Annotated in this window: 11 protein-coding genes and 1 pseudogene; 9 read left to right on the forward strand and 3 right to left on the reverse strand. The window is 44.9% G+C overall.

Translation table 11 applies throughout. From position 1 onward, the window contains the following. Positions 1 to 21: 21 nt before the first annotated feature. The 3 genes and pseudogenes from LU276_RS08730 to LU276_RS08740 all read right to left on the reverse strand — a co-directional run bounded on the left by LU276_RS08730 (position 22) and on the right by LU276_RS08740 (position 1573). Positions 22 to 1102, reverse strand: a pseudogene (locus tag LU276_RS08730) (RluA family pseudouridine synthase). Positions 1103 to 1148: 46 nt separating this feature from the next. Beyond that, complete coding sequence (locus LU276_RS08735) at positions 1149 to 1328, reverse strand: hypothetical protein (RefSeq protein WP_284673452.1); 180 nt, start codon at positions 1326 to 1328, stop codon at positions 1149 to 1151. Positions 1329 to 1417: 89 nt separating this feature from the next. Beyond that, positions 1418 to 1573, reverse strand: a complete 156-nt coding sequence (locus tag LU276_RS08740) for a hypothetical protein (protein WP_284673453.1) — start codon at positions 1571 to 1573, stop codon at positions 1418 to 1420. A 233-nt stretch (positions 1574 to 1806) separates the two neighbouring features. On the opposite strand from LU276_RS08740, the gene LU276_RS08745 reads away from it, so the two are divergent. From LU276_RS08745 to LU276_RS08785, 9 genes are all read left to right on the forward strand, one after another. Then, a complete protein-coding gene (locus tag LU276_RS08745) occupies positions 1807 to 5352 on the forward strand; it encodes an Rne/Rng family ribonuclease (RefSeq protein WP_284673454.1) in 3546 nt (1181 codons plus the stop codon). A gap of 183 nt (positions 5353 to 5535) precedes the next feature. Continuing rightward, complete coding sequence (locus tag LU276_RS08750) at positions 5536 to 5775, forward strand: hypothetical protein (RefSeq protein WP_284673455.1); 240 nt, start codon at positions 5536 to 5538, stop codon at positions 5773 to 5775. A gap of 9 nt (positions 5776 to 5784) precedes the next feature. Next, a complete protein-coding gene (locus LU276_RS08755) occupies positions 5785 to 6297 on the forward strand; it encodes a MuF-C-terminal domain-containing protein (protein ID WP_284673456.1) in 513 nt (170 codons plus the stop codon). Positions 6298 to 6353: 56 nt separating this feature from the next. Continuing rightward, positions 6354 to 6557: a hypothetical protein gene (locus LU276_RS08760; protein ID WP_284673457.1), complete on the forward strand. Its 204-nt coding sequence runs from the start codon at positions 6354 to 6356 to the stop codon at positions 6555 to 6557. Positions 6558 to 6965: 408 nt separating this feature from the next. Then, positions 6966 to 7307, forward strand: a complete 342-nt coding sequence (locus tag LU276_RS08765; protein WP_284673458.1) for a hypothetical protein — start codon at positions 6966 to 6968, stop codon at positions 7305 to 7307. 241 nt (positions 7308 to 7548) lie between these two features. After that, a complete protein-coding gene (locus LU276_RS08770) occupies positions 7549 to 8325 on the forward strand; it encodes an ABC transporter ATP-binding protein (protein ID WP_284673459.1) in 777 nt (258 codons plus the stop codon). Positions 8326 to 8435: 110 nt separating this feature from the next. Next, positions 8436 to 9188, forward strand: a complete 753-nt coding sequence (locus LU276_RS08775) for a transporter substrate-binding domain-containing protein (RefSeq protein ID WP_284673460.1) — start codon at positions 8436 to 8438, stop codon at positions 9186 to 9188. A gap of 72 nt (positions 9189 to 9260) precedes the next feature. Beyond that, a complete protein-coding gene (locus LU276_RS08780; RefSeq protein WP_284673461.1) occupies positions 9261 to 10037 on the forward strand; it encodes a transporter substrate-binding domain-containing protein in 777 nt (258 codons plus the stop codon). 291 nt (positions 10038 to 10328) lie between these two features. Beyond that, positions 10329 to 12662, forward strand: a complete 2334-nt coding sequence (locus LU276_RS08785) for a YadA-like family protein (RefSeq protein WP_284673462.1) — start codon at positions 10329 to 10331, stop codon at positions 12660 to 12662. Positions 12663 to 13058 lie beyond the last annotated feature (396 nt).

A 13058-nucleotide genomic window follows, 5' to 3' on the forward strand; every position in this document is an offset into this window, starting at 1 on the left:
TTGGTACAGACAAACAACCACCTAAAACCCATCGCCTACCCAGTGCTTTATGTCATCAGGCAATGGTGCCTCAAACACCTGCACACCCTCTGTCATAGGCACGGCTATCCGCCAAGCGTGCAGGCATAGGCGTTTGATGCCTACCTGTTCCGCCAGTTGTTGCTCATTTTTGGACTGATATTTATCATCGCCAAGCAAGGCATGACCGATACTTGCCATGTGGACACGAATCTGATGGGTGCGACCTGTCAAAGGGCTTGCCTTCACCAAACTCACTGACATACCATCAATAAGAAAACAATCCAGCACTTCTATTCTCGTCTGCGATGGCTTGCCTGCTTCATCTACTCTGACACGCCGTTCGCCACTATTTAGGGTGTATTTTAGTAGGGGTTTATCAATCAGCTGACTACCCATCAGCGTACCATGAACCAGACACAAGTAGTCTTTTTTGATGGTTTTTTGGCGAAAATGCTCTTGTAAACCCTTTAGGACACTGCGTTTTTTGGCAATCAATAACAGCCCTGATGTCTCTTTATCAATGCGATGAATCAGCTCTAGGTATTTTTTCGCTGTTGCCACTCGCATCGCCTCAATTACCCCAAAACTCTCGCCAGACCCACCATGCACCGCCAAGCCGTGCGGTTTGTTCAACACAATCAAACCTTCATTTTCAAAAATCACCCTACCTAGCAGACCATTAGCAAAACTCTCAGACACCACAGGTTCATTACGCACCGAAAGCCTGATGGGAGCGATACGCACCACATCGCCCACATTGAGACGGTCGTGTGGCTTACAGCGTTTTTTGTTGATGCGGATTTCATCATCTCTGATGAGTTTATATAAGTGCGAGCGTGGCAAACCCTTTAAGCGAGCGAGCAAAAAATTATCAATACGCTGACCGTCTTGGTTGGCAGTTACGGTAATAAAATTAACACGACCAAAATCACTGATGGTCTCATCGGCACTTTGGTTGGTTGGGCGACTTGGGCGGTGATTGGTGGGTTTTTTGGTGAAATTTTGAGTTTTTTTCATGTTTTTGCCAAAAATGGTTATTTTTTTGTAGGAAAATTGGTAAATTTTTGGTATAGTTTAGCATGTTGCGTAAAAAAAGGCGAAGCTCTCAACAAAAAGAGACCGCTTGCCTATGATGATTTGTCAAATCGCTTATAAAATATCGGTTCACAACGCCTGATTTTATAACCGCCAAGCGAACGCAAGGCAGCAAGAACGGACTGACACACCGACCTGACCATCACCGCAACCGACAATACATATTTTTTGGCAACCATGCCGCAACATTCGTTTGAGAGACGACCCATCATTTTGATGTGAATCGCCCTTTGGCTGTTTTTGCCAAATGGCAAGTTTAGTAAGTTTTTTTATTGTTGTTAAAACATCGCCATGTGTTGGCTCAGATACACAAGACAAACTCTGTATCCGACCAAGAAAACCCCAACGCATGACGAACCGTTGATGACATCATTGGTGCAAGCAATGATAACCAGATGGCAATTAGCACGCCATCATCACATACTTTTTTTGATGACACTTGGGCTTTTTGATACATTGATTGGCGTTATTGATACGCCATGATGAATACAAACTCAAAACAGCGGTGGCTTCATCAGACAACACAACACTTTTAGACAACAGCTTTTAGGTGATTTTTTTGATACACCATCAAATCAATCGCACAACTCACTCAATGTATTTTTGACCGCCATCAGGCAGTCAACGACCCACTCAAACGATGTTGCTTAACCTAGCTTGGCAGCCCCAAGCATACCATTAAGGAACATCATGAAACGCATTTTAATCAACGCCACACACAACGAAGAAATTCGTGTCGCACTCTGCAAAGACAATCATCTGTATGATTTTGACCTAGAAAACCGCACTCGTGAACAAAAAAAGGCGAACATCTACAAAGGTCATATCACTCGTGTTGAACCATCACTAGAAGCAGCATTTGTTGAATACGGTTCGGTCCGTCAAGGCTTTCTACCCCTAAGAGAAATCGCCCCAGAATACCTACACGGCAATGTGCGTGAAGACAACATCAAACAACTCTTAAAAGAAGGCGATGAGGTCATCGTACAGGTTGAAAAAGAAGAGCGAGGCAATAAAGGTGCTGCCCTATCCACTTATATCTCGCTGGCCGGTCGCTATCTGGTACTGATGCCAAACAACAGCAAGGCAGGCGGTATCAGTCGCCAAATCTCGGGCAAAGTCCGTGAAGAGATGAAGCAAATCATCGCCAGCTTATCCATTCCTAAAGGCATGAGTGTCATCGTGCGTACCGCTGGGCTTGGTAAGGGTTTTGACGACCTACAAAACGACCTAAACCACCTGCTAGACATTTGGAGCTCTATTTTAGACCAAAACAAAAAACGCCCAAGCCCTTGCTTGGTTCACCAAGAAGCAGGTGTGGTTACTCGTGCCGTGCGTGATTATCTACGAGATGACATCAGCGAGGTGTGGATTGATAGCGAACACGCCTACAATGAAGCCGCCAACTTCATCGCTGCTGTCATGCCAGCACAACTGGACAAACTGCGTAAATACACAGAATATGAACCAATGTTTGCTCGCTTTGGTATCGAACGCCAAATAGAAACCGCCTATCAGCGTGAAGTGCGTCTGCCATCAGGTGGCTCAATCGTCATTGATCAGACCGAAGCGATGGTCTCTATTGACATCAACTCATCAAAATCCACCAAAGGCTCAGATGTCTCTGAGACCGCTTATCACACCAACCTAGAAGCAGCTGATGAGATTGCTCGTCAGCTACGCCTAAGAGATATGGGCGGTTTGATTGTTATTGATTTTATTGACATGAACGATCCACGCCACCAAAAAGATGTTGAAAAGCGTCTGATTGATGCAACTCGCCATGACCGTGCCAGAGTACAGTTCGCCGAAATCTCCAAATTCGGTCTGATGGAGATGAGCCGTCAGCGTCTGCGTCCATCGCTAGAAGAATCCACAGGCTACATCTGCCCACGCTGTCATGGCAATGGCATGATTCGTGATTTGCGTTCACTTGCCCTATCCATTATGCGTCAGATTGAACAAATCTCCTTAAAAGAACGCACAGGCGAAATCCAAGCAGAAGTGCCGACCGAGATTGCAGCGTTCTTATTGAACGAAAAGCGTGAAAGTCTGGTCTATCTGGAGCAAGACTCTGGCACACGCATCACCATCTTGCCACACGCACATCTTGAAAGTCCAAACTTTAGCCTACACTTCAACCCAGATGGCTTTGCTCCGTCTAGCTACGAACGCATCGTTAATGCCGAAGAAGAAGAGATGGAAGATCGTGGCTATGAAGTTAATTGGCAGGCACACAATGAAACTGGCGATGCTGATGTGCCAAATCGTTGGCAAAAAGCCCAAACCAACACAGACCATCGCAAAAAGACCGCCGACAGACCAGATAAACAAGACAAGCAACCTAAGACGCAAGCAGAACCACAATCACAGCCACAAGTAGCGGCTTGGCTATCCAACCTGTTCGCCCCAAAACCACAAGCAAAACTGGCAGGGTCATTGAATAACTCAAGTGCCGCCGCCATTGAGTCCATCGTCAATGGCGGTGGTATCAGTCTGGGTGCTAGCGGTGTGGCAACCATCATCAATCAAGACAGCTCACCAAAAAAAGAAACACATCAGCGACCCACAAAAGACAAGGCTGAGCGTGAAGAGACCCAAGAGCGTAGAAGCAGACACAAAAAAACCAAAAAAGAAACACCAACCGAAGAGACCAAAGACCTAAAAACCCAAAAGACAGACAAGACCGACAAGACAGACCAAAAACCCAAAAAAGAAGAATCAGCCTATCCAAAAAGAGAAGCCGGTTCACGCCGTGAAGCACGAGGCGAGATAGTCCGTGAAGAGACGCTCACACCAGAGAACAACAGAAATCTTAAAAAAGACCACAAAAAAGCCAGTGAACAGCACACCAAAAAACACGCTGAACATAGCAATCCTGATGAAGTCGTGGTCAGTATCAAAGCAATCCCAACCAACGAGTCGGCAGGCAAAGTGGTTCATCTATCCTTAGATAACAGCAAGCCCACCACCCAAGCCCAAGCTGACATCAGCGATGATGACAGCCACACCGCACCGACCAAAGCGGTGGTTGAGACGGTGGTTGAGACAGTAGCCAAGTTCAGCTCTGATGATACACAGTCTGTACAGGCTCAAGCCGACCACGCCCCTGCCAATCACAAGATAACAACTGATGATACGCTTCAACAAGACGAGCCAAAACAGCCAGTGGTTGAGCAAACACAGCCCAAGCAGGTAGCCCGAAGCGTGTTCACCCATGACGCTCGCATCAGTAAACTTGCCCTACAGATGGACAAAGCAACGAACGACCCACGAGTCGTCATGGCAGTTCTACAGACCACTGCCCCCATCAGCGGTACAGCAGGCGAGTTCATCACTCGTGTGCTAGGTCAAAATGTGGGCGGTGATTTCATCACCAACTTCACCAATGCCGTTGCCAAACACCGTACAACGACTGATGAGGTGTTTAGCTTCGCCAATTATGGTTATGTGCCACTGCCTGAGGACTATTTGGCAGCATTTGACAGACAGACCAGCGTCGCTTCACGCATCAGCACGCCACAGGGTAAAACCGAAGTCGCTCTGCCACGCACCACTCAGCGAGCCGACAACGACCCACGAGGTCAGCTCACCGAGACGCTCGGCACATCTGATGACCATCAAGAACCAAGCGACAAGAACACCGCCCAAGATGACTTGATGACTACTGCCATAACTGCTGAACAAACCCCAGCTCAGATGCCTAAGGTTCAAGACGCACCACAAGCAAAGCAAGCACCTACTGAGCATAACAGCCAGCAAGAGCAGGCAATCTCTACTCAGACCGAGCAAGACAGTCCAAGCGAACATCAAAAGATGTTCGACCAAATAGATAAGGCGATAGAACAAATCAAAGAAACAGCTGATGATGTCACACAGACCATCAACAATAAAATCGCCGATTTATTTGATGGGCTTGATGACCCCCAAGAGGACAAAAACCATCAAGCCAAACAAGACGAACAGCCTGCCGAACAACCGATAACACCAAAAGCGGACGACAGCACCAAAAAACCCAAAAAACGCACCAACAGCTACAAAGACATGATAGAAAATGTCGCAGGTCAGCTGTTGCCACAAGTGGGGATTTTGAATTTAGCACAGCCAAAACCTGCCAAAACTCGCATCAAAAAAACCGCAGGCAAAGGCGACAACAAGCCAAAATCTGAGGTCAGAAAAGCCGGCTCAAAGGTAGCCAAAGCTAAGGCTGAGACCAAAAAACCCAAAGACGAATAACCCAAGTTTATTCATCAAAAAAAGAGAGTGTCATAACTCTCTTTTTTTGATGGGCTTTTTGGTGTATCAAAGAGAGATTAAGGCACAGAAAATCGCTGATTCATACATCAGCGTTGCCAAGCTATTAAACATTGCTCGTCTGCTCAGTGTGCGTCACTGGCATGACTAATAAAGGATTTTTCAATGAACACAGAACAAGCAAAAGATTTAACCATAGATGATACTGTAGCGAGCTTCAGAAGAACAACCACCCCTGCACTAATCGAAAGATGCTGGAATGATGTCGATATCGATGACGAAGATCCTACCGCAGTGTTAGTGCTAGAAGTATCATCAAAATACGCTGAATCTATCGGTGCCGAAGCTGCTGATGAAGATGATTTTGCCGCACATGGCGATTGGGATATTATTGGCAAAAATTAGGTGACAAAAATGAGTAAAAATAACAAAAAACCAGATGATTTTGGCAAGGCTATTGATAACGCCATAGAAGGCAAGCCGTTGGATGGTTCTAAAATTTGGGTGGGTAGCACGCCAAAAGTTTTACAAATGCTTGGTGTACAAGACTTGCCCGTCTATATCCACAGAAAAACGGTACTAAAAGATGCTATCAGAAAACACAACATCACCGTCTCGGACTTAAAAGCAATCCCAAGCCAGCTAGAACATCCAATTGCCATCATGAAGTCAGCACAAACATCTAGCAATCCAAACGCTTATTTGGTTCTGACCGAACTGATTGAAAAAGAAAATACAAAAGATAAACCTGTCATCGATGTATTGTCTGCCACACAAAAACAAGACGGCATAGAAATTAATTCGGTGTATGGTAGAAGCAAAAGCCAAATTGAAAGAGATTTGAACAATGTGCTGTATTGGGATAACAAAAAAGGTCAGCAATTTATTGATAGCTTCGGGTATCAATTACCCCCCCTCGCCATCTAATGCTGACCTTTTGCCATAATTATAAAACAGATCAAGATTTAAATCAATACATTTTAGTGCAAAATAGCAGAGAACACGCCGAACAATTTTTAAAAACTGCCGAAGAAATCAAAGCCGATTTGGGATATGCACCATCTAAACAGCATAATGTCGAAATTCCAGCCGATGACAAAGGCAGTAAACTTGGCTCAAGCAAAAATGATGAACATTTAGCCAAACTTAATACCACTCACAGCTTGGCTGATGACCGCCAGAGCTGACATCTGCTCAGCTCATCATCAATAGACATAACATCACCAAAAGCACCAAATAATATCATTATCAATAGTAACAATAAGATAACAATATTGTTGTATTATTTTATCTACCTCCTGCGGAAGCAACTTTATGGTAAAATATCTCTCTTAAGCTAAATATACTAGCAACAATTTTAATCAATCCTAAAACTTAAGCTTGGAATGGTTGCCAATCAGTTGCAACCAAAAAACACCCACACGATCAAACCAAGCAATGCATGGCACTGTTTGGCGATGGGTATCTGCCTTTTAAGTGTTTGGCAGAATTTCATCAGCAGTCATCATTTGTGAGTAAATTATGAATAAAAAACCAATAAAAAGCACAACAAGAGCCGTGCTATCCATACCAACAACTCTGGTATGCCAGTTAAGATGAAAGCCCTGACACTGGCGGTGGTATCCACTTTGTCCATGATGGCTGCTGCACAAACAAATGACAGTAATGTTCGGAATCAGACTGTTAATGGTAATTTGACTGTGCAAGGTACTGCGCGTCTTGCAGGTAATTTGACTGTGAACAACAGTGTGACACTTAATAAGGGTTTGACGGTTAATGGTAGCACGCTAACCGCCAGAAGTGGTTTGACTGTATCAGGGGATACAAAGCTTGGAAGTTTGACTGCAGGGACTACAAAACTGGGAAATACAAACGCAAGTGGTTTGAATGTGACAGGGGCTACAACCCCCCTTACCAGTCAATTTACCCTATCATAGCAATCAATGACTAATTTTTCTATGCGAATTATTCATAAATACCAATAAATCATCAAAATTGTCAATAAATTTACCACAACCGCCCAAAATTTCGCTAAAATACAAAAAATTTCACCCAAAATCACAAAAATATTTGCTTTTTTATGGTTTTGGCGAAAATATCCCAATCAACTTGTTATATTTCATCAACGAACCCAAAACTTTCGTTATCAAATCAAACCTTTTTTATTAAGTAACCAACATGATTGACACTCTCCCCATCGCCTTAGACCTGCAAGACATTCACAAAAACTACGGCTCACTGTCCGTACTCAAAGGCGTCTCTTTGACCGCCTATGATGGCGATGTCATCAGCATTCTAGGTTCGTCAGGTTCGGGCAAATCTACCTTGCTACGCTGTATCAACCTACTTGAAAAACCCACCAAAGGTAGCATCACCATCGGCAATGAAGCCTTAATCTTGACCGAGAAAAAAGGCGAATTGGTCGCCAAAAATCCAAGACAGCTAGAAAGTTTACGCTCAAAAATCGGCTTCGTATTCCAAAATTTCAACCTATGGCCACACAAAACCATCTTGGATAACATCATCGAAGGTCCAACCCAAGTACTCAAACAACCCAAAGATCAGGCAATCGCCGAAGCCGAACACCTACTCAACAAGGTTGGTCTGCTTGACAAAAAAAATGCCTATCCTGACAATCTGTCAGGCGGTCAGCGTCAGCGTGTGGCAATCGCTCGTGCTTTGGCAATGAAGCCACAGGTGCTACTGTTTGATGAGCCGACCTCAGCATTAGACCCTGAGCTGGTCAATGAAGTACTGTCTGTCATGCGTGGGCTGGCCGCAGAGGGTCGCACCATGCTCATTGTTACCCACGAGATGCGTTTTGCTCGTGAGGTATCAGATAAGATTGTGTTTTTACATCAAGGACGCATTGAAGAGATTGGCACGCCTGACGAGGTCTTTGATAACCCAAAATCTGAGCGTGTGCGTGAATTCATGGCATCGCATCGCTCTTAGGGTTTGACTTAAGGTTTGTTGTTCAAGTTCGTTTTTGGTACTTATTTTGTTAGTATTTGCTTATTAATATCTGTTTTGTTAATCTCTACTTGTTAGTTTAAGGACATTTTATGTTATATAAATTCGCAGGCGTTACCGCCATCGCTCTTGCCCTAGTCGCTTGCAGTCAAGACAAGCCTGCCCAGACGACCGAACAGCGTCAGCTGACCATCGCCACCGAAGCGGCTTATCCCCCATTTAATGACACCGCTCCAGATGGCAAGATTGTCGGCTTTGATGTTGAGGTCATCAATGCCGTGTGTGCCGAAATCAACGCCAAATGCGACATTGTCGCCCAAGATTGGGAAGGTCTAATCCCTGGTCTTAATGCCAAAAAATACGACGCCATCATCGCAGGTATGTCCATCACTCCAGAACGCCTAGAGCAGGTGGATTTTACCGAGCCGTATTTTTCTAATACCATCGTTTGGCTATCTAAGACCGATGGTAGCTTCGACCCAAACAACATCACCAACAAAATCCTAGGTTCACAGCGTTCAACCACAGGGGCTGCCTATATCGCCGAAAAATATGACGGCAAAGATGGCAACACCGTCAAGCTCTACGACACCTACCTAAACGCCTATCTTGACCTAAAAGCAGGTCGTAACGCTGCTGTCATGGCAGAAAAAGTCTCTGCCGCCGAATGGCTAAAACAAGAACAGCAAGGCTTTGGCTTGGTCGGCGAAGAGATTGACAACAACGACAATCTGGGCATTGCGGTTCGCAAAGGCGACACCCTAAAAGATGAATTCAACCAAGCCCTTACCAAACTCAAAGAATCAGGTAAATTGGCAGAGATTGAAACTGCCAGTTTTCAATAATTCATCAGCCATCACTAGCGTGGCAATCAGCCCACGCTAAAACCAATCAAAAATAAGTAAGGGGCAATCATCATGAAACTAAAACTACTTAGCATATTGGCAATCAGCACCCTTGTTGTTGCCTGTAGCAATAATCAAGGGGCAGACGACAAGAGTGCAGCCACTACCGGCGAAAAACAAATCCGCATCGCCACCGAATCTAGCTTTAAGCCATTTAGCTACCTAGATGCCAGCGGTAACTTGGTGGGCTTTGAGATTGACCTAGCCAACGCCCTATGCCAAGAGATGGTCGCCAAATGCGATATCCAAAGCCAAGATTGGGACGGTCTGATTGTCGGTCTAAATGCCAAAAAATTTGATGCCGTCATGGCAGGTATGTCAGCGACCAGCGAGCGTGCCGAAGTGGTGGATTTTAGCGATTCGTATTTTAACAACACCCTAGTCCTGCTTGGTCAAAAAGGCGTTGAGCTCAATGCCAACACCCTAGATGACAAAAACATCGCCGTACAGCAGGCCACCGTTTCTGCCGACTACCTAACCAAAAACCACCCCAAAGCAACCATCAAAGCATACAGCACCCAAGACAATGCTTATCTTGATTTGACCGCTGGTCGTGTCGATGGTATGTTGTCAGACATCGTTCCTGCATTAGACTGGCTAAAAACCGAGCAAGGGGCTGATTTTGAAGTCAAAGGTGAACCGATTGACATCAACGACAGCGTCGCCATCGCCCTACGCAAAAATGACCCACTCAAAGACGAATTCAACACCGCTCTTGCCACCCTAAAACAAAACGGCAAATATGATGAGTTGGTGGATAAATATTTTGACAAAACCATCATCAAATAACCAAAATGGGCGTCAGCCACTTAACTTAACCACAAGAAATATTAACAGGAGGCAACAATCACTAATTAGCAACATAGCAGTTTTGTTACATCTACCCCCTGCTCTTGTCCATGCAGGCATCGTTGTGTTAGAGCCATCCAACTTCAACCAAGAGATGAATCGTTAACGCTTGGTCATATAAACAAAACTTAACAAAACACCCCCTAACGAAGCCAAACAATGCCATGAGTCGTGTTTGGCTTACGAATAAATAGCAACATTTCATCAGTCATTATTATTTGTGAGTAAATTATGAATAAAAACCTAATGAAACAGCGCAACAAAAACCGTACCGCCCATACCAACAACTTTAGTATCCACATTCCAATAACATCCCTGACACTGGCAGTAATAACCACCCTACCCATGATGACTACTAAGGCATATGCTCAGCAGGGATTTGTTCCTGCTGGTCACTCACAAGGGAAAGGAGCTACTGCGGTTGGACAAGGGTCTCAAGCAATGGCAAATTTAGCTACTGCGGTTGGATCTGATGCCCAAGCAACAAAAGCGAGCTCTACTGCACTTGGTGCAGGTTCTAAAGCAACTCAAGGGACCTCTACTGCACTTGGTGCAAGTTCTCGAGCAATGGGACTGGATTCTACCGCACTTGGGCAAGATTCTCAAGCATTGGAGCAAAACTCTACTGCACTTGGGCAAGGGGCTCAAGCAACAAAAGCAGGCTCTACTGCACTTGGAAAAAGTTCTAACGCATCAGGGGAGAATGCTACCGCACTTGGTTTTAACACTACTGCAACTGGCGATTCAGCCATCGCCATCGGTGGCAAAGCAAGTGCTACAAGCGCTTCCAACAATGGAAAAATGGTGGGTGCGATTGCCATTGGTCAAGAGGCAACCGCAAACAATTCTGGCATCGCCATCGGACACAATACTCAGGCAACAAAAGTAGGCTCTATCGCACTTGGTCAGAATGCTCAAGCAAAGGGAATGCACTCTACTGCCACCGGTAGTTCCTCTAATGTATCAGGCAATAACTCTACCGCTAATGGTTACAAAAATACCATATCAGGAAATAATTCTATTACCGTTGGTACCAACAACACCGTATCAGGGAATGACTCTATCGCTGCTGGTAAAGGTCTTGATGTTAAATCTAATTCTGTTGTAGCACTTGGTAATGAAATAACGGTTGATTACGGTTTTGATAACGCTGTAGTGCTTGGCCACCAGAGTGCGGCTACTAAACATAACTCAACACCAAACATCACGACTCGCAATCAGCAATATAATTTTGCAGGTGCTACTCCTACATCAACCGTTTCTATAGGTTCTACAGGTAAAGAACGCCAAATCGTCCATGTCGCTGCTGGTCGTGTTACTGCAGACTCAACCGATGCGATCAATGGTTCACAGTTGCACGCTGTAGTAACAAGCTTGAACACTATACCAGCCTATACTTTTAGAGGTGAGCATGGTGTTACTGTCGATACCACGCCCAACAATGGGGCCATGACACAAACAGTTGTTGTTAAAGGTACAAAGTTTAATACTCAGGACAATGGCGATAGCTATACCATCACCATCACTCAACCCGATGGACAAAAACAAATCATCACTCTAAGAAATGGGCGAGACGGTGCACAAGGTCCTAAAGGCGACACTGGTCCGCAGGGTCCAGCTGGTGATAAAGGCGACACTGGTCCACAAGGTCCTAAGGGTGATAAAGGCGAAACTGGTCCACAAGGTCCAGCAGGTCCAGCTGGTGAAAAAGGCGAACAAGGGGAACAAGGGGAACAAGGGGAACAAGGTCCTAAGGGTGATAAAGGCGAAACTGGTCCACAAGGTCCTAAAGGTGAGCAAGGTCCTAAAGGTGATAAAGGCGATATCGATCAAGCCACTAAGGATAAAATCCAACAAAGCATCAATGAGGCCAAGACCGCCAATGACAAAGCTGTCATCGCTGATAATAAAGCCACCCAAGCACAACAAACAGCCAATACCAATGCTGCTAAAATCAGCAAAGGTCTGAATGTTAAAACTCAAGATAATAAAACCACCAACCACCAGTTAGGCGATACGATTACCATCACTGGTCAGTCGAACATTAGCACCAACACAGAGCAAGGCAGTGTTGTCGTATCATTAAATGACGATATTACTGTTAAATCGGTAACTGCTGAGCGTGTCGTGGCAGATCAGGTAGTAGTCGGTCCTGTCAGTATCGCAAAAGACACAGGCATCAATGCAGGTGGTCTGACCGTGCAGAATGTCGCTGATGGTCGTATCGCACCAGACAGCACAGATGCTGTCAATGGCAGTCAGTTGTTGGGTGTTTATAACCACATCGATGAGCGTGTCTTTGGTATTGGCAACCGCATTGATGAGATCGAAGACCGCCTACAGGCAGGCATCGCAGGTAATCATGCAGCCATGTCATTACCACAAGCCACACTAGCAGGTCAATCGATGGTCTCAGTTGCACTGGGTACATATGCCGATAAAAGTGCCGTCGCCATCGGTTATTCTCGGCTAAGCGGTAGCGGACGAGTAACCTTGAAGTCGCATTTAAGTGCTGATACCAAAAAAAAGGTCGGTGCTGGCGTAGGTGTAGGTCTTGCGTGGTAACCCACCTTCTGTAATACCAATATACTAATGATGCCCGTGTGCTTTGCCCTATTTGGGCTCAAGCACACAGGTTAATTGTCTTTGGCAACACAATACAAAACCCCAACCACAGTCAGCCATTAGTAATAAAACAACAATGATTATCAATGGTAACAATAAAATAACAACTCTCTTTCATTATTTTATCCCCCCCCCCTGCGGAGTAAATATTGTGGTAAAATACACCCATGTAAGCTAAATATATTAGCAATATTATCAATTGATAATATTAATTAATAATATCAATTGATAATATTAATGAATAACAACTTAAGTTTGGGTTATAATCCAACAAAACACCCAAACAATCACACCAAGCAATGCACAGCACAGTTTGGTTCATAAAGGTTTGGTCAT

The organism is Moraxella haemolytica (genome assembly GCF_030177935.1).
GTDB classification, from domain to species: domain Bacteria; phylum Pseudomonadota; class Gammaproteobacteria; order Pseudomonadales; family Moraxellaceae; genus Moraxella; species Moraxella haemolytica.

What these genes read in the sequence shown, in the direction of transcription:
- LU276_RS08735 (WP_284673452.1), bottom strand. Translation starts at nt 1,328, where the DNA reads ATGATGGGTCGTCTCTCAAACGAATGTTGCGGCATGGTTGCCAAAAAA.
- LU276_RS08740 (WP_284673453.1), bottom strand. Translation starts at nt 1,573, where the DNA reads ATGTATCAAAAAGCCCAAGTGTCATCAAAAAAAGTATGTGATGATGGC.
- LU276_RS08745 (WP_284673454.1), top strand. Translation starts at nt 1,807, where the DNA reads ATGAAACGCATTTTAATCAACGCCACACACAACGAAGAAATTCGTGTC.
- LU276_RS08750 (WP_284673455.1), top strand. Translation starts at nt 5,536, where the DNA reads ATGAACACAGAACAAGCAAAAGATTTAACCATAGATGATACTGTAGCG.
- LU276_RS08755 (WP_284673456.1), top strand. Translation starts at nt 5,785, where the DNA reads ATGAGTAAAAATAACAAAAAACCAGATGATTTTGGCAAGGCTATTGAT.
- LU276_RS08765 (WP_284673458.1), top strand. Translation starts at nt 6,966, where the DNA reads ATGAAAGCCCTGACACTGGCGGTGGTATCCACTTTGTCCATGATGGCT.
- LU276_RS08770 (WP_284673459.1), top strand. Translation starts at nt 7,549, where the DNA reads ATGATTGACACTCTCCCCATCGCCTTAGACCTGCAAGACATTCACAAA.
- LU276_RS08775 (WP_284673460.1), top strand. Translation starts at nt 8,436, where the DNA reads ATGTTATATAAATTCGCAGGCGTTACCGCCATCGCTCTTGCCCTAGTC.
- LU276_RS08780 (WP_284673461.1), top strand. Translation starts at nt 9,261, where the DNA reads ATGAAACTAAAACTACTTAGCATATTGGCAATCAGCACCCTTGTTGTT.
- LU276_RS08785 (WP_284673462.1), top strand. Translation starts at nt 10,329, where the DNA reads ATGAATAAAAACCTAATGAAACAGCGCAACAAAAACCGTACCGCCCAT.